Genomic DNA, 20101 nt, shown 5'->3' on the forward strand with positions numbered 1-20101 from the left:
GCACCGCGACCCGAGGGCCCCCGCACCCGCGAGGCCGCGGAAGCCTGTCCGACAGTCGGACAGGTCTTGGAACACCGCGCCCGGGGGCCTACTTCTCTTCCGAGGCCTCGACCATCTCCCGGGGCGGGAACACGAACTGCGCGGCGCCGGCCACGAGCGGTGCTGCATCGCGCTGGAACGCGGTGAGTTTCTCCAGCCGCTCCTCCGTCCATCCGCGCCCATCCCCCGCGTCGCGCACCAGGCAGTGCAGGGCCAGCCGCCGCGCCTCCGGACTGGAGCTCCGAGCCAGGCGCCGGCCGACGTCGTCCATCGTCTCCACCGGCAGGTTCGACACCGCCACCTGGGCCGCCATCAGCGCGTCCGCGTGGAGCCAGCCCTCCTGGCCCATCGCGTCCAGGTGGATCGCGAACGCCGGAGGGCCCAGGGCTACCGCCGCGCAGCGCACGCGAAGCGTTGCCAGGCACGGGTCCTTCGTGAGCGGCCCTCCCGTCACCAGTCCATACACAGCCTGCAGAGGCACAGGCCGCATCCGGTCGCGGGGCTGGAGCAGGGCATCCATCGCCACGCTCAGCGCGCGCCGGTCCCGCACCACCGCCTCCAGCATCCGCTCGAACAGCGTCACATCGCGCTCGTCGGCCCGGTACACCAGCGCGCCCATCGCCGCGCGCACCTCGTCGTCATAGGGCGAAGCCAGCCGCGCGCCACAAGCAGAGAGGAACACGCGCTCCCGGTCCTTCACGGACAGCCAGGCCGCGCGGCGCAGCAGGTCGATGCGCGCATCCGGCTCCGGCCGCGCCAGCACCTTCGCGAGCAGCCCGGACAGCCGCGCATCCAGCGCCTCCGTCAGCCGGTCCGCCGGGATGTCCCCCACGCGCGACGCCATGATGGCGTCCTCGCCGGTGACGGCGCGCTCGAACACCACCCACGTGGGCTCGCGGTCCAGGTGGTCCCACAGCGCGCGCAGGAGCGCGATGCGCACGTCGCGGTGCAGCGGCTTCGCGTCCAGCTCCAGCAGCCGCTCGTAGCCCGCGTCCGAGCGCAGCTCGCCCAACAGGCGCACCACCTCCTTGGCCACCGTGACCTTGGTCAGCGGCACCTCCGCCAGCAGCGACAGCACCCGCGTGACGGGCATGCCGTTGAACGCACGGCGCAGGCCGTAGATGGCGATGCGCGCGCGCGAGTCCTCCAGCGCCCCCAGCAGCGTAGGCACGCCCTGGCCCTGGTCGCACCGCGCCATCACCCGCAGGGCCCGCTCCTGCACCGCGGGCCGCTTGTCGTTCGCCAGCGCCAGGAGCGCGTCCATGGGCGCCCAGTCCAGCGCCGCCATCCGCGTCACCGCCGCCAGCACCGAAGGCGTGTCCCGCTCCATGTCCGCGCACAGCCTCTCGAGCGCGCGCGAATACGCCCGGTTCTGCTCCACCGTCCACCGGAAGAACCCCGAGTCGAACGGCAAGATCCAATGCGTCGCCCCCGTGGCGAACTGGCCGGTGATGACCGGCGCGTTCAGGTACGGCCCCAGCAGGTCCTGCCGCCTCCGGTGCAGGAACTCGCGCACCACGGGGATAGCGATGGCGCTCTCGTCCCGCTTGAGCAGCGCGGGCAGCATCCGGTCGAAGTCCTTCACCGCCCGGTAGCGCAGCACCCACAGCGCGTTCCCGGACGGCTTGCCCAGTCGCAGCGCCACCCGCTCCAGTTCCTCCACCAGCTCCCGATGCAGCGGAAGCCCTGGCTTCTCCGCCCCCGCCAGCGCCACCACCTCGTCGTCCCAGCCCCGGTCCCGCCAGCGCCGCAGTGTGGCCGCGAGGGTCGACTCGAAGCGCGGCCGGTCTTCCCGCGACAGCCACGCGGTCAGCGCCAGCGCCAGCCGGTTGTCGGGCCCCGTGTCGCGCACGGAGACGAGCCAGTCCGACAGGCCGGGCACCAGCGTCGCGCGCTTGCCCAGGCTCGCCGCGAGCTGGAGCAGGGGACCTCCGCGCTCGCGCTCCGCCCAGCTCTTCGCCAGCGCGAGCAGGTACGGCGCGGCCCGGCGCACCTCGTCGTCCGTCAACCGGTGACCCAGGCCTCCGTCCAGGATGCGCCCGCGCTCCTTGAGGAAGGTGCCCAGCCACTGCGCGGCCCACGCCGGGTCCGCGCTGAAGGCCCGCACCAGCAGCCGCTCCGCCGACTGCGCCGTCCCCATCGACAGGTCCGCGGCGTCCAGCGCGTCGCGCAGCATCCGCCCCAGGGCCTCGGTGTGCTCGGCGCGCCACATCCGGCGGGGCCACTCGACCAGCGCCTGGAGCATCACCCCGCGCACCGGGTCCTGTTCGTTCTTCCGGGCCAGCACCATCGCCAGCGCGGGGGCGACCCACGCGGGCTCGTCCGGGCGCAGGCCGGGCAGCGCCAGCAGCGCGCTCAGCGCCACTCCGCGCATCGCCGCGTCCGGGTGCCCCAGCGTGCCCCGGAGCGCGCCCAGCGCTTCATCCCAGGGCAGGAAGCGCGCATAGGAGAACCGCGCCTCGGCGCGCGTGCCCAGCGCCACCACCTCGTCCAGGTGACGACGCGCCTCCCGCTCACGCAGCGCCACCGGCAGGTGCCGCACGTACTCCGGCGCGATGACGCCATCCCGGGTGCGAGCGCCCACGGTCCAGCGCGCGTAGACGCCCTCGCGCAGGGCCGGGTCCACGATGCGCGCGATGAGCGGCGTGCCCCACGCGGGGGCCCGCTCCACGGACGCGGCCCAGGCCTCGGTGAGCGTCGCGTGCAGCGGCTCCGGCAGCTCCTTCAGCACGTCCTCCGCGCGGCCCAGCAGCGTCGGGTCGCGCTGGACAATCCAGGTCAGGGACTCGGCGTCCAGCGACGCCAGGGACTTCGCGAACAGCAGGTGCGGGAGGAACGCAGGGGAACGCTTGCGCAGGAGCGCCACCATGCGCACGGGGCGATGCTTCACCAGCGTCCGCACGGCGTGCTCGTCCGGCGGGATGCCCCGCTCCAGCAGCAGCGCCAGCAGCGTCTCCGCCACGTCGGGCGTCCGCTCCGCCAGCCACGCCATGCCCCACCCCAGGTGCTGCCGGGTGACGGGGTCGGGCTCGCCCGATACTGCATTCAGCCGCTCCAGCAGCACCTGTCCCAGCACGGACGGCGCATGCCGCGCCAGCCGCGCCCAGAACCGGTAGCTGGGCCGCTCCAGGGCCCGCGCCACATGCCGGCGCAGGGCCGCCTCGGACGCCAGCGGCACCGTGTCCGCGAAGGTGACGTGCTCGCCCCGCTCCGCCAGCCCGTCCAGGAACGCGTCGATGACGGCGTGCCGCTTGCGCTTGCGCAGTTGGTGGATGACGGCCTGCTCGCGGCGCATCCCGTGCGCCATGCGCAGTGCCTCCAGCGCCTGGGCATCGTCACAGGCCAGTGACACCAGCTCGAACGCCAGCGCGCGCACGCGGAAGGACTCGTCCGACGTGGCCTTCAGCACCGCCTCGCCGTCGCGGCGCGTGAACTGGGCCGCCAGGGCCAGCCGCCGCTCGAAGGCATCCCCCCGAGCCAGCGCGTCCAGCAGCGCCTGCGCCTCCGGGTCTGTCCGGGCCTTGCGCCCCAGGGCCACCATGTGGCGCACCCGGGCATCATGGAAGGTGGAGGACAGCTCTGCGCGCAGGGTGGACAGGGCGGGTTCGGACATGGCGCCCAAGGATGCCTGCTCCCCTGGTTTCCTGACAGACCCGCCCGGGTCGCGGCCTTCCTCCTCCTTGGTCAGACAACTCCTTCAAGAATCGAATTGGGGGTTTTGAGGGTTTAGGATTGCCATTCCAATGAATGGCATGTTAGCCCGTCGTTCGCCCTCGCCGGAAAGCCAGACCATGGCCTGGGAGGGCCTACCCCAGACAATGGAGAGCCTCACATGCCGCGCCACGGAGTGAAGTACCTGGCCGTTTCTGCCCTGGTGGGCGCCTCGTTGCTGGCCACTGTGTCCGCTTCCGCCGAGGAGCCGGGGGACTTCGACTCGCAGCGGATGGCCCAGGAGTTCGTGGCCAGCCAGGGGCAGCCCCTCCCGGTTCCGTCGCGTGACCTGTCCGGTTCGAAGAGGCTCGTGTACGTCACCGAGACCTTCCACATCGTCAACGGCACCGGCTCGACTCTCTATAAGAACGGGACTGCCCTGAGCGGACACGTCCTCGTGCAACAGCCCGCGACAATCGGGGGCGAGGGCTTTGCCCAGACGGAGGTTCCGCCCGCGATGAACTGGAGTCAGGGCTTCTCCTATACGACGAACCCGGCGGACCCGTGGGGCGCGGCCAAGGCGTGCGTCTTCTCGGTCTTCGTCACCTACTCGGGCGGCGTCTGTTCGGCGTCTGTCGTCACCTATCCCAAGGGGAACCAGGGCGTGGTGTGCACCTACTCTCCGCCGTCGTCTGGCATCGACCCCGTGACGTGCGAGCTTGAGCTGACATTGGGGATTGATTAGCCGTCCGCGACACGTTGGAGGGCGCTCGCACGGCGGGAGTGGGATGCGCTCCCGTCGTGGGTGTCTGCCCTGGCGGCAATCCCCGGAGCCGGCCGGCCCGCCGGTCTCCGATGCTCAGTGCGCCGCCTCGGAGGGGGTGACGGGGTAGTTCCCCGTCGAGTGCTCGCGCGCGTGCTGCGCGAAGAGGAAGCGCCGGACGGCGGCGCGGGTGAGGAGCCCGCACGGGGCCAGTCCCAGCACGGGCGCCACCGGCAACGCGTCCACGTCCTCCTGGTCCATCACCTGGAGCGCATGCGCCAGGTCCGAGTCCGGCGCCAGCGCGGGCAGCTTGCGCGCCAGGTCACTGGCCACGAGCAGCGGGTACATGGACTCGTCGCGCCACACCTCGCGCAGCTGCTCCACCTGCACCGTGCCGTAGAGGTTTCCCTCGGTGTCCAGCACCGGCAGCGTGCCGGCCTCGGACGTGAGCAGCTGGTCCGTCAGCGCGCGCAGCGGCGTGCCCGCGGTCACCGCCGGCACCTCCGTCATCAGGGCCCGCACGTGCGTGGCCGCCAGCAGGTCCTCGTCGCTCTGCACCTTGGGCGCCGTGCGCTCCGTGAGGAAGTGGCACACCGCGGACGCGATGGTGCACGTCACCATCAGCGGCAGGATGATTTCGTGGCTGCCGCTCAGCTCGTACAGCATCATCATGCCGGTGAGCGGGCCGCGCGTGAGCGCCGCCACCGCGCCGCCCATGCCCACGATGGCGTACGCGCCGCTGGGCCCGGTGGCGTGCGGGAAGAAGTAGTGCACCAGCGTGCCGAACGCGCCGCCCGCCATGGCGCCGATGAGGGCCGCGGGGAAGAACGTACCGCCGGAGCCTCCCGAGCCGATGGTGAGCGACGTGGCCACGAGCTTCAGCACGCACGCCGTCACCAGGAAGAGGAAGGGCAGCTGACCCGCCGCCGCCAGGTTGATGTAGTCGTGCCCGCTGCCCCACACCGTGGGGCTCAGGAACACGAGCACGCCCGTGCACAGGCCGCCCAGCGCGGCGCGCACCGGCAGCGGCTTCTTCCCCAGCCACGGAGACAGCTTCCCGCCCATGCGGCCTTGGAAGAAGTGCTCCACGCCGTGCAGCAGCTTCACGAACGCGAACGCGAGCAGCCCGCATCCGATGCCCAGCGCCGCGTAGGCGAAGACCTCCGAGCCGCTGACCAGCTCGTAGTTCACCCGGTTGATCATGGGCGCCTCGTCCAGCACGCCGCGGCTCACCAGCGTGCCCGCCACGCTCGCCAGGATGATGGGGGAGAACACCCGCAGCTCGAACTCGCGCAGGATGATCTCCATCGCGAACACCGCGCCCGCGATGGGGGCGTTGAAGGACGCGGAGATGCCCGCGCCCGCGCCGCACGCCAGCAGGATGGACAGCTCCCTGCGGCTGAAGCCCAGCACGCGCCCCACGCTGGACGCGAACGCCGCGCCTCCGTAGACGATGGGGCCCTCGCGGCCCGCGGAGCCGCCGCTGCCAATGGTGATGGCGGACGCGATGAGCTTGAGCAGCCCGCGGTCCGCCGGCACCACGTTGGCGCCGCTCTTCACCGCGCGCACCACCTCCGGAAGGCCGTGGCCGTGCGTCTCCGGCCGGTCGCGCAAGAGCCGCCCCACCGCCAGGCCGCCCACCGTGGGCGCGAGCAGCATCAGCCACCACGGCAGGTGTGGCAGCGCCGCGGGCAGGTTGTGCGCGTGGCCGAACACGGCGTTCACGGCCGCCAGGCCCACCAGCGGGTAGTAGAGCGACAGCGCGCCCAGCGTCAGCAGCGCGAGCAGGCGCAGGCGGCGCTTCACTTCATCGCGCGGACCGCCGGGGTCAATCACCCGCGCCAGCAAGAGCGCGCCCAGCGCCAGCGGTACGCCCACCAGCGCGTACTCCAGGTGCCAGCGCGCGGAGGAGAGCGACTCCATCAACGTGCGCAGCCGCTGCGGCTTCAGCGTCGCCGTCAGCTCCGCGGCGCTGAACGTGATGCCGCTCATCACGCCAATGAGGTTGGAGAAGATGCCCGCGGCCAGTCCGCTGTAGAGCCCGACCACCGCGCCCGCGATGGGCAACACCGAGGGGGTCGGCAGGCGGATGCGGTTGGACGCGCCCAGCAGGAAATAGATGAGGCGTGAGAGGTTCTGTCGCGCCCAGAGAGTGAGCGCGGCCATCCGCTGCATTTCGGCAGGCGGAGGTTCGTCGGAGGTGTTCATTTGGTGCACCTACTAAACGGAGGAGGCCGGTGGGTTTCAAGCCTCTTGATGACGCCCGTGTTCCGGCGCCGTCCGCCTGCACTCCACTCCACACATCGCCCGAGCGGTGCCCGGCTCCCTGCCCCCGGAGCGTGTTACGACGCCCCCGGTTTCCACCCCATGAAGGAGGCATCGCACATGCTCAAGCAGGGAGACGTGGCCCCGGAGTTCACCGTGCAGGACTCGACGGGGAAGACGCACCGGCTGTCGGACTACCGGGGCAAGAACGTGGTGCTCTGGTTCTACCCGAAGGCGGACACCCCGGGATGCACCGCGGAGGGCTGCTCCTTCCGCGATCACAAGACCCAGTACGAGGCGAAGGGCACCGCCATCCTGGGCATCAGCTTCGACACGCCGGAGGAGAACCAGGCCTTCGCCCAGAAGTTCGGCTTCAACTTCCCGCTCCTGTGCGACGTGGATCGCAAGGTGGGGCTGGCCTACGGGGCCGCGGATGACGCCTCGGCCCCCAACGCGCGCCGGGTGGGCGTCGTCATCGGGCCGGACGGCCGCATCAAGGAGTGGCACGCCAAGGTGGACGCGCGAGCCTTCCCCCAGGAAGCGCTGTCGCGGCTCCAGTAGGACTCCAAGCTCCTCTCAAGGCGCGAACGAGCGGGACGGCAGGCGCGAGCGGATGAACACCGCCACGCCCGCCAGCACGAACCACGGCAGCACGTGGCCCAGCATCAGGTGGCCCGCGCTGCCGTCCGGGCAGTGCACGTGAAGTATCAGCAGACTCACACCCGCGGAGGACAGGCCCGCCGCCAGCGCCCGCACGGGCTGGAAGGCGGAGCGGCACAGCAGGACGAGCGCCAGGGCCAGCGGCACCACGGACAGCACCACCTCCGCGCCCATGCACCCCAGGGTGCCCGCGAGGAACGGCCGCACCTGGACGCCCGAGCGTCCGCTCAGCTGCGCCAGCGCCACGACGAGCGCGCCCACGGCCACGAGCGTGAAGGGCCAGGCGCGCTGCCTCGGAGCCAGGGCCACCATCGCGCCGCCGCCCACGCCCACGACGATGAGCAGCGCCACGAGCGCCACCGCCAGCGGCGACGCGGAGTTGAGCATCATCCCGTGCCGGCCCACCCAGAGCAGCCCCACCGCGCCCACGCCCAGATAGGCGGCGAGCAGCACCGCCACCTCCTTCCACCACGGCGTGGGCTTGGGGTGCGCCGCCAGCTCCGTCAGCGACTGACGCCGCGTCTGTTCGAGCCTCGCATCATTAATAAGGACAGGGGGCGGAGAGGAGGCGGGGGGCGCCAGCACCTGGAAGCCCTCCAGCAGGGCTCGGCAGTCCGCGCACCCGGCCGCGTGCGACGCCAGGTCCGGAGGCAACGGGCCGTCCAGTTGGTCGAGGACGCGTTCGCACTCGGGCGTCATCGTGAAGTCTCCTGCTGAAGAGGGGCGAGCAGCTCGCGCAGGCGCGCGTAGCCCCGGTGGGCGCGGACCTTCACCGCGCTCTCGGTGAGGCCCAGGGCCTCGGCGATTTCAGCGAAGCCCATGCCCTCGAAGCGGTGCATGAGGATGGGCAGCCGCTGGCCTTCGGGAAGCTGCGCCAGGGCGCGTTGCACCGCGCGCTCCAGACCCGCGTCGCGAGGCTCCGGCGTGTCCGCCACCGCGGTGAGGGGCAGCTCGCCCTCCGGCGTGAGGTCCTCCGGGCGGCGGTGGCGGCGCGCATGGTCGCGCGCGGCGTTGGTGGCGATGGCGTACAGCCAGGGCCGGACGCGGGCCCCGGCCTGATAGCGGCCCCGCGCGCGCACCAGGGACAGGAAGGTGAGCTGGGCCAGGTCCTCGGCGGTGGCGGGGCTGCCGGTGAGGCGCGCCAGGTAGCCCTGGACGGGGCGCGCGTAGCGCTGGAAGAGCGCGTCGAACGCCTGCGCGTCCCCCTGGCAGAACCGCTCCATCAACACCTCGTCCGAGTCGCCGGAAGCTCCCGGAGATGCCGGCATGTCTCCGGTACGCACGGGCTCGGCACCAGGTTTCACGGGAGGGGACGGAGGGCTCACGGGACGGGCGCGGACTTTAGGGCCCGGAAGGCGCCGAGCGGGAGAAAGTCGCCCCCGTCAGGACGAGGCGGCCGGCCGCAGCCGGGCCAGCCACTCCTCGAAGGCGGGGTGGCCGTGCAGGTGCGCCAGGTCCTCGTCGGAGGAGGCGTAGGCCGCGTCCTTGAAGCCCAGGCCTTCCGCCCGCTGGAGCAGCCGCACCGCGTCCGCCACGTTGCCCGCGCGCGCGAAGGCGCAGGCCGCGTCGTACGCGATGCCCGGGTCCGGCACGTGCTTCAGCGCCGCCTCGCCCACCGCCGCGGCCTCCGAATAGGCGCCCCGGATGAACAGCGCCCGCTCCGCGCACCGGAACGCGGCCGCCGGGTCCACGCCGGGCAACCGCAGCGCCTCGTTCACCTGGCCCAGGCGGATGAGCGCGCCCGCGTACTCGTGCATCACGGTGCGATCCTGCGACTCGCCCCACGCCTGCTTCCAGTAGCCCACCGCCCGGGCGTCATCCCCCACCAGGGAGAACGCCGCCGCCACCGCGTGCATCTCCACCGGCTGGCCCTGCACCTGGGAGAAGTGGTCCAGCGCGGGCCGCCCGTGGCCCTGCTTCAGCGCCACCCAGCCCAGCAGGTAATGGGTCCGGCTGGTGAGCCCCGGGGACAGCCCCTCCGTCTCCAGCACCCGGTTGCCCTGCCGCCACGCGTCGTCCAGCCGGTCCTCGCGCAGCGCCTGCTGCGCCTCGCGCAGGGCCTGGGCGTTGGGGCCCTCCTCCTCCTTCGCCTCGTTGCGCACGCGCATCACGTCCGTCAGCACGCGGAACGCCTGGAAGCCGAACATGGCGAAGAGGACGCCCATGAACAGGGCCCCGCTCTTGATGCTCAGCAGCACCAGGCCCACGCACAGGCCCAGCGCCAGCACGTGCGACACGATGAAGCCCCGCCGCCCGAACATCCGCGTCGCCAGCGCCGTGCTGATGTGCCCGCCATCCAAGGGAGGCACCGGCAGCAGGTTCAGCACCGCCCACACCATGTTGGCGAAGAAGAAGTTGCTCAGGAAGAAGTCCGCCACCTCCGAGCGGCCCCGCACCTGCATCAGCACTGCCCAGCACAGGACGCCCAGCGCCAGCCCCGCCAGCGGACCCGCGAAGCTGCTCACCACGTCCTTGTGCCAGGGCAGGGGCGCGTCCGTGTTGGGACGCGTCACGCCGCCCATGAACACCAGGTCCACGCTCGGCTGGTATCCGAAGAAGCGGAAGGCCACTGCGTGCCCCAGCTCATGGACGAGCACGGACACGAAGACGATGAACATCCACGCCAGCACGTAGGTCACCACCGCGCCCATGTGCCCGGGCGACGCGGCGTCGGCCAGCTGGTCCCCCAGCCACCCGGCACCCGAGTGCCGGCCCGGCAGGGGCAGGGACTGGTAGGCGAACACCGCGGAGAAGAGCAGGTGACTCGTGTGGACGTGGACGGGGACGCTCCCGAGCCGAAAACGGAACATGGAGGGGGACCTTAATCGTTGGGCCCCACTCGCGCAGGGCCGTTCTCATGGCCCGCGCGCTTCTGTTCCCCTCCGGGTTATAGGGTGTCTTCAGCCATGCTGAAGCTGGGTCCCTACACGCTCCCCAACCCCTACATCCTCGCGCCCATGGCCGGCGTGAGCGAGCGCCCCTTCCGCGTCATCGCCTTCCGGCTGGGCGCGGCCCTCTGCCCCACGGAGCTGGTCAGCGCGCAGGGCCTGATGCGCCAGAACCAGCGCACGCTCAAGTACCTGCGCTACGACCCGGACGTGGAGAAGCCCTACTCGCTCCAGATTTTCGGAGGCGAGCCGGAGGCCATGGCCCAGGCCGCGCAGGTGGGCAAGTCCGCGGGCGCGCAGGTCATCGACATCAACATGGGCTGCCCGGTGAAGAAGGTGGTGCGCAACGGCGCCGGCAGCGGCCTCTTGTGCGACGTGCCCCGCGCCGCCGACATCGTCCGTGCCATCCGTGAAGCCACCGGCCTGCCCGTCACCTGTAAAATCCGCTCGGGCTGGGACGCGCGCACGCTCAACTATCTGAAGGTGGCGGAGGCGCTGCAGGAGGCGGGGTGCGCGGGGCTCGCCCTGCACCCTCGCACGCGCGAGCAGGGCTACTCGGGGCAGGCGAACTGGGCCCACATCGCGGACCTCAAGCGCCACTTCCCGGAGCTGCCCATCATGGGCAACGGGGACGTGAAGACGGTGGCGGACGCCCACCGCATGCTAGACAGCACCGGCTGCGACTTCGTGATGATTGGCCGGGGCGCCCTGGGCAACCCGTGGCTCTTCCGCGAACTTTCGGGCGGCCCGCCCGCCACGCCGGAGGAGCGCTGTGAGCTGGTGCTGGAGCACGTCCGGGCCCACGCGGAGTTCGTCGGGGAGCCCTTGAGCGCGGTGCGCTCCTTCCGCCGGCACCTGGCCTGGTACGCCCACGGCCTCAAGGGCGCGGCGCACTTCCGCTCGGAGGTGAACGGGCTGGACTCGCCGGAGGCGGTGGAGGACAGCGTGCGCCGCTTCTTCGCGGGCGCGGACACGGACCCCACGGCACCTCTGGAGGAGCCGGAGGTGGACTACCGCGCGGCGCTGGGCTGAGCCGTGGGCGGCACCAGCACGCGCCCGGTGGCGACCGCGCGGAAGTAGTCGCAGGCCGGGGTGGGGCGGCGCTCCAGCGTGTCGAAGTCGACGTGGTAGAGGCCGAAGCGCGGGCCCCAGCCCTCCAACCACTCGAAGTTGTCCAGCAGGCTCCAATAAAGGTAGCCCTGCACGTCCACGCCGGCCTCGCGCGCGGCCAGCACCTGGCGCAGGTGCGCGTGGAGGTACTCCGGCCGCACCGTCCCCTTGCGGTCGTCGATGCCGTTCTCCGTGACCCACACCGGCTTGCCGTAGCGCTTCACCTCCTGAAGGAGCTGGAGGAAGCCCTCGGGCCGCTGCTCCCACCCGATGTCGGTGAGCCCGCGCCCGTCCGGGTCGCGGTACTTGAAGTCGATGAAGGGCGGGCGCGGCATGAAGCGCAGGTGCGCGCGCGTGTAGTAGTTGACGCCCACGAACTCCACGGAGTCGCGCGCCCCCTCGATGCGCACGTCCGTGGACGCCACGCCCGGCATGAACACGCGCAGGTGGCCGGACGACAGCGCCTCGTGGAACGCGTGGTTGTAGGCCGGGGCCGCCAGCCTCACCAGCGAGCGGTCCAGGGGATGCCACCAGCGGTCCGGCGCGAACGCGAGCATGTTCTGGGAGATGCCCAGCTCCACCCGTCCCAGGTGCTGGCCCAGCTCTTCCCGAGCGATGACGTGCGCGCGCACCATGTTCCCGAGCGCGGCCATCGTCTTCGCCCCGTCCGCGATGCCCGGCGGCATCAGGCCCTGAAGGTAGCCGCCCAACAAGAGGACCATCGGTTCGTTGAAGGAGATGACGAGCGCGTCCAGCCCCTCCAGCAGGGGCGCGCACCGGCGCACGTACTGGCGGAAGGCCTCCAGGCTCTCCGGAAGGTGCCAGGGCGTGGACGCGTGGAACCACGTGGGGTGGGTGAAGTGATGGAGCGTCACCACCGGCCGCAGGCCCATCGCGCGCAGCTTCAAGAGCCGCTCGCGGTAGCCCTCCAGCACCGCGCCATCGAACCGGCCGCGCTCGGGCTCGATTCGCGCCCACTCCAGCGACAGCCGGAACGCCGTGGCTCCCACCGCCTTCGCCAGGGCGTAGTCCTCCGCGTAGCGGCGCCAGTGGTCCACCGCGATGCCGCATCTCGCATGGGGTTCCTTCAACTTCCCCAGCCGCTCCCACTCGGCCCAGTCGTTCTCGATGCCGCCCTCCACCTGGTACGCGGAAGTGGCGACGCCGAAGGTGAAGGACGAGGGGAAGGTCAGCGCGGCGGAGCTCATTCGGGCGCGCACCGTAGGCCGCCGCCTCCACGACGGGAAGCGATGCGATGCGCGCGCGCCGGATGCACGGCAGCGGACATCCAGCCCCTGAGCGCGGACCCTCGAAGTGCGTCCGGAGCCGGAAATTCGGCCTCGCGCGCGACGCGTCGGACCCCCGAAATGACCGCCACGAACGGTTCGAAGCGCCCGGAGGCCAAAAATCGGCCTCGCCGCGCACTGCAATACATCACCATGCGTTGACACACTGGCATGTCGCCCGTACCATTCATTTCAAGCACTCACGTTCAGTTCGAAGTGGGTGCAGGGCTCGCGTCCTCGCGGGCCTCAACACTGAACGGAGGATTCCGATGGCCGCGAAGAAGAAGACCGCGAAGAAGGCCGCGACGAAGAAGACCGCGACGAAGAAGACCGCCCGCAAGGCCCCTGCCGCCAAGCGCGGTACGGCCAAGAAGGCCGTCGCGAAGAAGCCGGCCGCCAAGAAGGCCGCCAAGAAGAAGACCGCTTCCCGCCGGAAGGCCGCGACCCCCGCGGCCCCGTCGACCCCGGAAGCCTGAAGTAGCGGTGTCATTTCGGGCGTCCGTTGACGTCCGGTGAACGGCTCGGCGAAACCCGCCGGGCCGTTTTTCTTTTGCGGGCCAGGGGTTTACGTCTCCTCGTGTGTCCGCCCGGGAGGGGCCCCCATGTCGCTGCGTCCGGTGGAGTTCGGTGAGGTCGTGGCGGAGGCCGCGGCCCGGCTGGTGGGCGCGGTGGCCCAGAAGGCGTGGTGCCCGCTTCCCCGCCTGGCCTACGTGGAGCTGCGCGTCCCGGGCAGATCGGTCGTGCTGTGCCTCTGCGCCGAAGGCGAGCTGTCGCGCCTGTCCGTCGCGGAGGACCGCTTCCCCACGCCAGGCGAGCCCGCTCCCTTCCAGCGTTGGCTGCGCCAGGAGCTCACCGGCTTCAAGCTCCAGGCCGCGCGCTACCTGGAGGAGAGCCGCGCCATCATCCTGGAGTTCGATCGCGAAGGCGTGCGCCGCCGGCTGGTGATGGAGGTGGGCGCGCCCGGGGGCCTGCTGCTCCTCAGCGATAACAACCGGGTGCTGATGCTCTCCGGCGAAGGCTTCGGCCCCAGGCGCAACCTCTATCCCGGAGCGCAGTGGTCGCCACCGGAGCCCGTGTCCGCGGAGGCGCTGGCGAAGGGCCGCGCGCAGCCTTCACGTCTGGAGCCGAAGGAAGACGACACGCTGCCCAGGCTGCAGGCCGCCGAGCGGGTGCTCGGACAGAAGGACCGCACCAGCCGCGCGGACACCATCCGCCGCCGGCTCGCGCAGCCGTACCGGGCGAGGCTGAAGCGCTCCTCGCGCACATTGGAGAAGGTGCGCGCGGAGGCCCAGCGCGGCCCGGAGGCGGAGAAGCACCGCGAAGTGGGCGAGCTGCTCGCGCAGAACCTGCACCGGCTCAAGCGCGGCGCGTCCCAGGTGACGCTCACCTCCTATACGGAGGCGGGCGTGGAGGAGGTCCAGGTGAAGCTGGACCCGAAGCGCACCCCGAAGGAGGAGGCGGACTGGCACTTCCACCAGTACCGGCGCCTGCTGCGCGGCGTGGAGCAGGCCCGCCACCGCGAGGCGGAGCTCGCGCGAGAGGTCGCCCACGCGCAGACGGCGCTCACGCAGATTGAAGCCATGGATGACGCCGCGCTGCTCGCGCAGGTGGAAGTGCTCCAGGTGACCCAGGGGGAAGAGGGGCCAAAGGGAGGCCTCCCCTTCAAGGAGTACGTGGGCCATGGCGGCGCGCGCATCTGGGTGGGGCGCGGCGCGGAGGACAACGACCAGCTCACCTTCAAGGTGGCCCGTCCGTGGCACATCTGGCTGCACGCGCGGGGATTGCCGGGCAGCCACGTGGTGGTGCCGGTGGAGAAGAACGCGGAGGTGGCGCAGGAGGTGCTCCTGGACGCGGCGCACCTCGCGCTGCACCACTCGGGGGCCAAGGGCGAACCTCGCGGCGAGGTGAGCTACATGCCGGTGAAGTTCGTGCGCAAGCTGAAGGGCGCGGCCCCCGGGCAGGTGACATATGCCCGGGAGAAGACCTTCGTGGTGCGCATGGAGCCGGAGCGGCTGGAGCGGCTGCTCAAGTCGCGCCATGGCGACCCGGGCAGCCTGTCCTGAAGGACAATGCCTCTGGGACGAATTCAACCCGGGGTGTCACGCGCGGCGTGTGGGCCCGGTCGACAGGCGGACGGGCATCCATCCCCTGGCCTTGAGGTTCGGGAAGTGCCGGGTACGATGCCCCCCGCGTGACGCCCGAAGCCTTCCGCCAGATGTCCCTGTTCCCCCGTGGCTCGTCCGCGGAACGCGCCGCCGCTTCCGCGCAGCGCGTGCCGGAAGGTCCCGCGCCGCTGCCGCCGCGCAACCGCGTCGTGGAGGAAGCGCCGCGCGTCCTCACCGCGTCGCGTGAGGAGCTCTGGTCGCGCGCGGAGTCGCTCGCGTGGCGGTTGAGCGCGAACCTGGGCATGCCGGTGCGCCTGGCCGTGACGGACAACCGCTCCACCATGGTGTCCTTCCGCCGCGGCTCGCAGGTGCTCCAGCTGCGGCTGCACCACATGTTCCTGGACGCGCCCGAAGTCATCGTGCGCGCGGTGGCGGACTACGCGGGCCGGGGGCACCGCGCCGCGGGCGCCCTCCTGGACGAGTACATCCGGGGCCAGCAGCCGCTCATCCGCCAGCTGCGCCGGGAATCCGACGCGGAGCTGAACCCGCTCGGCCGCTGCTTCGACCTGCGCGCGCTCTACAACGGCGTCAACGAGGCCTACTTCCAGAACGCCATCCAGGCCCGCATCGGCTGGGGCCGCATGCCGCCGCGCCGCCGCCGCAAGTCCATCCGCCTGGGCGTCTACGACCACCAGACGCGCGAAATCCGCATCCACCCCGCGCTGGACAAGCCGGACGTGCCTGCCTTCTTCGTGGAGTTCATCGTCTTCCACGAGATGCTCCACCAGCTGTTCCCCAGCAGCAATCGCACCGGGCGCCGCGTGCACCACCCGCGCGCCTTCCGCGAGCGCGAGCGCACGTACCCGCACTACGCCGCCGCGCTGCGTTGGGAGCGAGAGAACCTGGGCACGCTGCTGCGCGGTTGAGCGCACGCCGAGCGGCCTGGACATTTACTGGTTTACCTGCTCGGTCGCGCTCCGTGACTCCTTGACCGAAACGCGCTGGGGCCGGATGTTCGGCCTCATATGCGACGAGCAAAGATTGTCTGCACCCTCGGTCCCGCCAGTCAGACCCCGGAGATGTTGGAAGCGCTGCTGGAGGCCGGCATGGACGTGGCCCGGCTCAACTTCTCCCACGGCAGCCACGAGCAGCATCAGGCGAACATCGACATGCTGCGCGCGGCCTCGCTGAAGGTGCGCAAGGCGGTGGGCATCCTGGGCGACCTGCAGGGCCCCAAGATTCGCACCGGCCGCTTCGTCACCGGCAGCACGGAGCTGAAGCACGGCGCCACCTTCCACATCACCACCGACGAGACAGTGAAGGGCACGGACGAAATCGTGTCCACCACGTACCCGCACTTGGCGGCGGACGTGAACCCGGGCGACCGCATCCTCCTGGATGACGGCCTCCTGGAGCTGCGCGTCGTGGAGACGGACAAGAAGCAGCTCATCAAGACAGAAGTGATTCACGGCGGCATCCTGAAGAACAACAAGGGCATCAACCTGCCCGGCGTGGCGGTGCGCGCGGACGCGCTCACGCCCAAGGACCGCGAGGACCTCATCTTCGGCCTCAAGGCGGGCGTGGACTACATCGCGCTGTCCTTCGTGCGTCAGCCGTCCGACCTGGACTCCGCGCGCCAGGCCATGGCGGAGGTGGGCCGCACGGTGCCCATCATCTCCAAGCTGGAGAAGCCGGAGGCCATCGCGCGCCTGGACGCCATCCTCGACAAGACGGACGGCGTGATGGTGGCCCGAGGCGACCTGGGCGTGGAGATTCCCCCGGAAGAAGTGCCCGCCGTCCAGAAGGACATCATCCGGCGCTCCAACCTGCGCGGCCTGCCCGTCATCGTGGCCACGCAGATGCTCAACTCGATGATCGACAACCCGCGTCCCACGCGCGCGGAGGCCAGCGACGTGGCCAACGCCGTGTACGACGGCGCGGACGCGCTGATGCTCTCGGGTGAGACGGCGAGCGGCAAGTTCCCCCTGGACTCCGTGCAGATGATGGAGCGCATCATCCTGGCGGCGGAGTCCTCCTCCCGCGCGCAGCTCCTGCCGCGCCAGATTGAGGCCCCGCTGGGCCTGCCGCTGCACTTCCCGGACGTCATCGCGCGCGTGGCGTGCGAGGCGGCCAAGGCCAGCGGCGCCACGCTCATCGCGGCCTTCACGCTGTCCGGCGTGACGGCGCGGCTGCTCGCGCACTACCGGCCCACGGTGCCGATTGTCGCGTTCAGCCCGAACCAGGAGGTGCGCCGCCGCCTGTCGCTGCTCTGGGGTGTGGTGCCGCGCGTGCTGGAGCCCATCCAGGAGACGGAGACCATGCTCCGCCGCGTGGAGGAGGAGCTGGTGTCGCGGGGCCTCGCTCGCAGGGGCGACCGCATCGTGGTGGTGTTCGGCGCGCCGGTGGGCCAGCCGGGGAAGATCAACAGCCTCCGGCTGCACACCATCAGCGCCTGATGCAGGGCCCTACGCCGGGCTCTTCTTGAGAGCCCGGCGGGGAATCTCCGCCTCGACGAAGATGGTGAAGAGGTCCTTGTCGAGCTGTCCGGACCCCGCCTCCTTCTTGAGGATGTCCAACGCGAGCGTGTGAGGCACGGCCTTCTTGTAGGGCCGGTCGCTCGCGGTGAGCGCGTCGTAGATGTCGCAGATGGACATCATCCGGGACTGCACCGGAATCTCCGGGACGGCGCGAGGGTAGCCCGTGCCATCCAGCTTCTCGTGGTGCGCGTACGCAATCTCCGGCACGCGGCGCAGCGCGCGCGTCCACGGAATCTGCGACAGGAAGCGGTACGTGTGGTCGACGTGGCTCTCGATTTCGCGGCGCTCCTCCGGGGAGAGGGTGCCGCGGGTGATGGAGAGGGATTGGATTTCCTGGGGCAGCAGCAGCGGCTTCCCATGGTCATGCGCGTCGGTGAACGTGAGCTTGCCCAGCTCCAGCAGCCGCTCGAAGTTGCCCTGCGCGAGCACCGTGGGCTTGTTGCACGTGAGCAGGAAGCCCATCACCTCATCCAACTGGGCCAGCTCCTGACCGAGCCGCGCGTCCTCCTCCTGATGGATGGAGGGCAGGGCGGACAGGCCGCGGACCTCCACGGAGGCGAGCCGTCGCCGGGAACTCTGCAGCTGCAAATCCTTGCGGGCCAGTTGGAAGCGAGCGCTGAGCGCCTCCAGCTCATGCGGATACAGCTTCTCCGCCTTGACGAGCACGTTCTCGCGCACGCCCACCTTGCCGAAGTCGTGCAGCAGCGACGCGTACCGCAGCTCCTGCAGCTCCACGGCGGTGAATCGCGTCTGGGCATAGGGGCCGGTGGCGCGGTGCTCCAGCGCCTGGGCCAGGGACACGGTGAGGTCCGCGACGCGGCCGGAGTGGCCCGCGGTGGAGGGGTCGCGCGCTTCGATGGCGACGACGGACGCGGAGACGAAGCCCTCGAAGAGGCGGTTGATTTCCTCATGGAGGAGGGCGTTCTCGATCGCGCCGGCGGCCTGGGCGCCCAGGGCGAGCAGCAGCTCCTCGTCCTCCTCGTCGAACACCTGCCCGCCGCGCTTGTTGAGGGCCTGGATGACGCCCGTCACCTCTCCATTGGCGTCGCGCATGGGGACGCAGAGGATGGTGTGGGTGCGGTAGCCGCTGGAGATGTCGAAGCTGCTGTTGAAGCGGGCGTCGGCGTAGGCGTCGGGGATGTTGATGACGGCGCCGGTATGGGCGACCTGGCCGGCGATGCCGCTGCCCATGGGGAGACGGATTTCGTTCTTGGAGCCCTGGGCCACCTTGCTCCAGAGCTCCTCGCGCTCGCGGTCCAGGATGAAGAGCGAGCAGCGGTCCGACTCCACGACCTTGGTGGCCTCATAGAGGATGAGGGGCAGCAGCAGGTCGAGGTCGCGCTCGGCGCTCATCGCCTTGGCGACATCCAGGATGGACGTCAGCTTCGCGAGCCGGCGGGACAGGTTGGGGGAGGCGGGCACGGACTGGGGAAGCACCGAGGCGGGCTCCGTGGGATGCGGCGGATGGCCGCGGGCGCGCCAAGTTGTAGCACGCAGGATGTGTCGGCTGCCCGGACCCCCCACCTGCCAGGTCCACCTGTGTCCGCAAGCACCCTGTCCTGCCGGGCGAAGGTACCAGGGCCCACCGGAAGCGGTTATGAAGCGCCGCCATGACCCGCCCTGTCCGCATCTCTCCGTCGCTGCTCTCCTGTGACTTCAGCCGCCTGGGTGAAGAGGTCCGCGCCATCGAGGCCGCCGGCGCGGATTGGATTCACGTGGATGTCATGGATGGCAGGTTTGTGCCCAACCTCACGTTGGGTCCGGTCATCGTGGAGGCCATCAAGCGGGTGGCGACGAAGCCGCTGGACGTGCACCTGATGATTGTGGAGCCGGAGAAGTACGTGGAGGCGTTCGTGAAGGCGGGCGCGGACGTGCTGACGGTGCACCAGGAGGCGAGCCCGCATCTGCACCGCACGCTGCAATCCATCCGTCAGGCGGGAGCGAAGCCGGCGGTGGTGTTGAACCCGGGCACGTCGCTGTCCGCGATTGAAGAGGTGCTGGGGGACGTGGACATGGTGCTCTTGATGAGCGTGAACCCGGGGTTCGGCGGGCAGTCGTTCATCGAGTCCACGGTGGACAAGGTCCGCCGGCTGCGCGCGATGTTGGACGCGCGGGGGCTGAAGGACGTGGACATCGAGGTGGACGGCGGCATCAACGCGCAGACGGCGAAGCGCGTGGTGGACGCGGGGGCGACGGTGCTGGTGGCGGGCAGCTACGTGTTTGGCGCGAAGGACTACGCGCAGGCCATCCGTTCGCTGCGCCCGTCGTGAGTCAGGCGGCTTCGGGCGAAGCGGGAGGGCGCACGGCGGCGGCGGCCATGCGGGCGATGCGGGTCATGAAGGTGGGGTCGCACGGCTTCACTTCGTAGTCGTCGGCGCCCAGCTCGAAGCACACGTGGCGGGTGAATTGATCCTCCACGCCACTGAGCATGATGACCTTGCAGTCGCGGGTGACGGGGTCCTTCTTCAGCTGCGCGAGCAGGTCCCGTCCGTCCTGGTGCTGATTGATGTCCAGGATGATGACCGCGGGCCGGTGTTTGCGGGCCAGCTCCAGCACATGTTCGGAGGTGGTGTCTGACACGCAGACGAGGCCGGAGCGCTTGGCCTCCCGGGCGAGTGCGGACACGACAAGGGGCTCATCATCCGAGATGAGGACAGTGGGAGCAGTCATGGTCCTCTGTGGGGGAACAGGGGCGGATCAACGTGCAACATCTTGGAAGTACAGGAAGGCCCGGATCTTGTGAAGAGGGTGAACATTGTCCCGTCCTGAAGGGTAGGTAGGACAACAGTCGGGGGAG

At 70.7% G+C, this 20101-nt stretch carries 16 protein-coding genes; 8 read left to right on the forward strand and 8 right to left on the reverse strand.

What is annotated here, in order from left to right:
- Positions 1 to 88: 88 nt before the first annotated feature.
- The gene (locus tag D7V77_RS18390) at positions 89 to 3652 is read right to left on the reverse strand and encodes a hypothetical protein (protein ID WP_120577590.1); all 3564 of its coding nucleotides are present in this window, start codon (positions 3650 to 3652) and stop codon (positions 89 to 91) included.
- Positions 3653 to 3871: 219 nt separating this feature from the next.
- Here D7V77_RS18390 and D7V77_RS18395 point away from each other — a divergent pair, with 219 nt between their 5' ends.
- Complete coding sequence (locus tag D7V77_RS18395; protein ID WP_120577591.1) at positions 3872 to 4435, forward strand: hypothetical protein; 564 nt, start codon at positions 3872 to 3874, stop codon at positions 4433 to 4435.
- Positions 4436 to 4549: 114 nt separating this feature from the next.
- Here the strand turns inward: D7V77_RS18395 and D7V77_RS18400 are convergent, their stop codons facing one another.
- Entirely contained in the window at positions 4550 to 6619 is a 2070-nt protein-coding gene (locus D7V77_RS18400; protein ID WP_120577606.1) for a chloride channel protein, read from the reverse strand.
- A gap of 219 nt (positions 6620 to 6838) precedes the next feature.
- On the opposite strand from D7V77_RS18400, the gene D7V77_RS18405 reads away from it, so the two are divergent.
- Positions 6839 to 7279 (forward strand): peroxiredoxin, encoded by a 441-nt coding sequence (locus D7V77_RS18405; protein ID WP_120577592.1) that lies wholly within the window; start codon positions 6839 to 6841, stop codon positions 7277 to 7279.
- Positions 7280 to 7294: 15 nt separating this feature from the next.
- On the opposite strand, the gene D7V77_RS18410 is transcribed toward D7V77_RS18405, so the two are convergent.
- The 3 genes from D7V77_RS18410 to D7V77_RS18420 form a co-directional block, all read right to left on the reverse strand.
- Positions 7295 to 8077 carry an NrsF family protein gene (locus tag D7V77_RS18410; RefSeq protein ID WP_120577593.1) on the reverse strand — a complete coding sequence of 261 codons (783 nt, stop codon included), beginning with the start codon at positions 8075 to 8077 and terminating at the stop codon, positions 7295 to 7297.
- Positions 8074 to 8646 (reverse strand): RNA polymerase sigma factor, encoded by a 573-nt coding sequence (locus D7V77_RS18415; RefSeq protein WP_167548695.1) that lies wholly within the window; start codon positions 8644 to 8646, stop codon positions 8074 to 8076. The genes D7V77_RS18410 and D7V77_RS18415 overlap by 4 nt, the downstream gene beginning before the upstream one ends.
- A gap of 114 nt (positions 8647 to 8760) precedes the next feature.
- Complete coding sequence (locus tag D7V77_RS18420; RefSeq protein WP_120577594.1) at positions 8761 to 10188, reverse strand: site-2 protease family protein; 1428 nt, start codon at positions 10186 to 10188, stop codon at positions 8761 to 8763.
- A 96-nt stretch (positions 10189 to 10284) separates the two neighbouring features.
- On the opposite strand from D7V77_RS18420, the gene dusB reads away from it, so the two are divergent.
- Positions 10285 to 11298, forward strand: a complete 1014-nt coding sequence (gene dusB, locus D7V77_RS18425; protein WP_120577595.1) for a tRNA dihydrouridine synthase DusB — start codon at positions 10285 to 10287, stop codon at positions 11296 to 11298.
- Here the strand turns inward: dusB and D7V77_RS18430 are convergent.
- Positions 11277 to 12584: a glycoside hydrolase family 1 protein gene (locus D7V77_RS18430; RefSeq protein ID WP_120577596.1), complete on the reverse strand. Its 1308-nt coding sequence runs from the start codon at positions 12582 to 12584 to the stop codon at positions 11277 to 11279. The genes dusB and D7V77_RS18430 overlap by 22 nt on opposite strands.
- Before the next feature lie 347 nt (positions 12585 to 12931).
- Between D7V77_RS18430 and D7V77_RS18435 the strand changes: the two genes are divergently transcribed.
- The 4 genes from D7V77_RS18435 (at position 12932) to pyk (ending at position 17223) form a co-directional block, all read left to right on the forward strand.
- Positions 12932 to 13138, forward strand: a complete 207-nt coding sequence (locus tag D7V77_RS18435; protein WP_120577597.1) for an excinuclease ABC subunit A — start codon at positions 12932 to 12934, stop codon at positions 13136 to 13138.
- Between the two features lie 126 nt (positions 13139 to 13264).
- Positions 13265 to 14725: an NFACT RNA binding domain-containing protein gene (locus D7V77_RS18440; protein WP_120577598.1), complete on the forward strand. Its 1461-nt coding sequence runs from the start codon at positions 13265 to 13267 to the stop codon at positions 14723 to 14725.
- A gap of 152 nt (positions 14726 to 14877) precedes the next feature.
- Positions 14878 to 15693, forward strand: coding sequence for a hypothetical protein (locus D7V77_RS18445; RefSeq protein ID WP_120577607.1), 816 nt, complete (start codon positions 14878 to 14880; stop codon positions 15691 to 15693).
- 99 nt (positions 15694 to 15792) lie between these two features.
- The gene (pyk, locus tag D7V77_RS18450; protein ID WP_120577599.1) at positions 15793 to 17223 is read left to right on the forward strand and encodes a pyruvate kinase; all 1431 of its coding nucleotides are present in this window, start codon (positions 15793 to 15795) and stop codon (positions 17221 to 17223) included.
- A 9-nt stretch (positions 17224 to 17232) separates the two neighbouring features.
- Here the strand turns inward: pyk and D7V77_RS18455 are convergent, their stop codons facing one another.
- The gene (locus D7V77_RS18455; protein WP_120577600.1) at positions 17233 to 18741 is read right to left on the reverse strand and encodes an HD family phosphohydrolase; all 1509 of its coding nucleotides are present in this window, start codon (positions 18739 to 18741) and stop codon (positions 17233 to 17235) included.
- Between the two features lie 173 nt (positions 18742 to 18914).
- Between D7V77_RS18455 and rpe the strand changes: the two genes are divergently transcribed.
- The gene (gene rpe / locus D7V77_RS18460) at positions 18915 to 19574 is read left to right on the forward strand and encodes a ribulose-phosphate 3-epimerase (RefSeq protein WP_120577601.1); all 660 of its coding nucleotides are present in this window, start codon (positions 18915 to 18917) and stop codon (positions 19572 to 19574) included.
- 1 nt (position 19575) lies between these two features.
- Here rpe and D7V77_RS18465 read toward each other — a convergent pair whose 3' ends face one another.
- Positions 19576 to 19974: a two-component system response regulator gene (locus D7V77_RS18465; RefSeq protein WP_120577602.1), complete on the reverse strand. Its 399-nt coding sequence runs from the start codon at positions 19972 to 19974 to the stop codon at positions 19576 to 19578.
- Positions 19975 to 20101 lie beyond the last annotated feature (127 nt).

Origin of the sequence: Corallococcus sp. CA041A (assembly GCF_003612075.1) — a bacterium.
Taxonomy (GTDB): Bacteria; Myxococcota; Myxococcia; order Myxococcales; family Myxococcaceae; genus Corallococcus; species Corallococcus exiguus.

Bases quoted from the DNA above. Each gene is read 5' to 3' on its own strand.
- D7V77_RS18390 (WP_120577590.1), bottom strand. From the start codon at position 3,652: ATGTCCGAACCCGCCCTGTCCACCCTGCGCGCAGAGCTGTCCTCCACC.
- D7V77_RS18395 (WP_120577591.1), top strand. From the start codon at position 3,872: ATGCCGCGCCACGGAGTGAAGTACCTGGCCGTTTCTGCCCTGGTGGGC.
- D7V77_RS18400 (WP_120577606.1), bottom strand. From the start codon at position 6,619: ATGGCCGCGCTCACTCTCTGGGCGCGACAGAACCTCTCACGCCTCATC.
- D7V77_RS18405 (WP_120577592.1), top strand. From the start codon at position 6,839: ATGCTCAAGCAGGGAGACGTGGCCCCGGAGTTCACCGTGCAGGACTCG.
- D7V77_RS18410 (WP_120577593.1), bottom strand. From the start codon at position 8,077: ATGACGCCCGAGTGCGAACGCGTCCTCGACCAACTGGACGGCCCGTTG.
- D7V77_RS18415 (WP_167548695.1), bottom strand. From the start codon at position 8,646: ATGCCGGCATCTCCGGGAGCTTCCGGCGACTCGGACGAGGTGTTGATG.
- D7V77_RS18420 (WP_120577594.1), bottom strand. From the start codon at position 10,188: ATGTTCCGTTTTCGGCTCGGGAGCGTCCCCGTCCACGTCCACACGAGT.
- dusB (WP_120577595.1), top strand. From the start codon at position 10,285: ATGCTGAAGCTGGGTCCCTACACGCTCCCCAACCCCTACATCCTCGCG.
- D7V77_RS18430 (WP_120577596.1), bottom strand. From the start codon at position 12,584: ATGAGCTCCGCCGCGCTGACCTTCCCCTCGTCCTTCACCTTCGGCGTC.
- D7V77_RS18435 (WP_120577597.1), top strand. From the start codon at position 12,932: ATGGCCGCGAAGAAGAAGACCGCGAAGAAGGCCGCGACGAAGAAGACC.
- D7V77_RS18440 (WP_120577598.1), top strand. From the start codon at position 13,265: ATGTCGCTGCGTCCGGTGGAGTTCGGTGAGGTCGTGGCGGAGGCCGCG.
- D7V77_RS18445 (WP_120577607.1), top strand. From the start codon at position 14,878: ATGTCCCTGTTCCCCCGTGGCTCGTCCGCGGAACGCGCCGCCGCTTCC.
- pyk (WP_120577599.1), top strand. From the start codon at position 15,793: ATGCGACGAGCAAAGATTGTCTGCACCCTCGGTCCCGCCAGTCAGACC.
- rpe (WP_120577601.1), top strand. From the start codon at position 18,915: ATGACCCGCCCTGTCCGCATCTCTCCGTCGCTGCTCTCCTGTGACTTC.
- D7V77_RS18465 (WP_120577602.1), bottom strand. From the start codon at position 19,974: ATGACTGCTCCCACTGTCCTCATCTCGGATGATGAGCCCCTTGTCGTG.